Raw genomic sequence first — 1,383 nt, 5'->3', positions numbered from 1 at the left:
CGCTGGAAGGGGTAGGTGGGGAGGTTGGGGTGGGTGTGGGTGGTGGTGGGTGGGGTGGGGGTGTGGCCGTGGGTGTGGGTGGTGGCGAGTGCGGTGAGGAGGGTGTGGGTTTCGGGGTGGTTGTGGTGGAGCAGGGGGGTGGTGTTGGGGGTGTGGGGGGTGAGGGTGGGGTGGGGGCCGAGTTCGAGGTGGTGGGTGGTGCCGTGGGTGTGGAGGGTGTGGACGGTGTCGTGGTAGCGGACGGTTCGGCGGATGTGGTGGGTCCAGTATTCGGGGGTGGTGGGGTCGCCGTTGTTGGTGATGAGGGGTGTGTGGGGTGTGTGGTAGGTGAGTTGGGTGGCGGTGCGGTGGAATTCGTCGAGGACGGGGTCCATGTGGGGGGAGTGGAAGGCGTGGCTGGTGGTGAGGCGTTTGGTGCGTCGGCCTCGGGTGGCGAGGGTTTGGGCGATGTGCTGGACGTCGGGTTCGTCGCCGGCGATGACGAGTGAGGTGGTGCTGTTGATGGCGGCGATGGAGACGCGTTCGTTGAGGAGGGGGAGGATTTCGTCTTCGGTGGCTTGGATGGCGATCATGGCGCCGTGGGTGGGTAGTGCTTGCATGAGTCGGCCGCGGGTGGTGACGAGGGTGGCGGCGTCTTCGAGGGTGAGGATGCCGGCGGCGTGGGCGGCGGCGATTTCGCCGATGGAGTGGCCGGCGAGGTAGTGGGGGGTGATGCCCCAGTGTTCGAGGAGGTGGTGGAGGGCGGTTTGGAGGGCGAAGAGGGCGGGTTGGGTGTAGCGGGTCTGGTGGAGGAGTGCGGCTTCGGGGGTGTCTTCGTGGGCGAAGACGATGTCGCGTAGGGGGTGGTCGAGGTGGGGGTCGAGGGCGGCGCAGGCGGTGTCGAAGGCGGTGGCGAACTCGGGGTGGGTGGTGTGGAGTTCGCGGCCCATGCCGGGGTGCTGGCTGCCTTGTCCGGTGAAGAGGAAGGCGAGGCGGGCGGGGGTGGTGGTTTCGCCGCGGTGGAGGGCGGGGTGGTCCTGGTCGTTGGCGAGGGCGTCGAGTGCCGCGAGGGCTTCGTCGCGGTCGGCCGCCACCACCGCCGCACGGTGTGCCAAGGAGGACCGTCCGGTGGCCAACTCCCGTGCGACGGCCGAGAAGTCGAGCTCGGGGTGCTCGACTGCATGTGACCGGAGCCGTTCGGCCTGGGCGCGCAGGGCCTTCCGGCTGTGTGCGGAGAGCGGCCACAGCGCCGGCCCGGTCGGCGTGGGTGCCACCGGTTCGGTGGGCGGGTCCTCCGCCAGGGCGGGCGCCTGTTCGAGGATGACGTGGGCGTTGGTGCCGCTGATGCCGAAGGAGGAGACGGCGGCGCGGCGGGGGTGGCCGTTGGGGGTCCATTCCCGTTCG

Annotated in this window: 1 protein-coding gene; it reads right to left on the bottom strand. The window is 70.1% G+C overall.

What is annotated here, in order from left to right:
- A partial coding sequence (locus tag AB0C76_RS41340) for an acyltransferase domain-containing protein (RefSeq protein ID WP_359975947.1) occupies positions 1 to 1,383 on the bottom strand: 1,383 nt, incomplete at both ends.

Source organism: Kitasatospora sp. NPDC048722 (genome assembly GCF_040650235.1).
Lineage (GTDB): Bacteria > Actinomycetota > Actinomycetes > Streptomycetales > Streptomycetaceae > Kitasatospora.
This window is presented reverse-complemented; position numbering and strand designations above follow the sequence as displayed.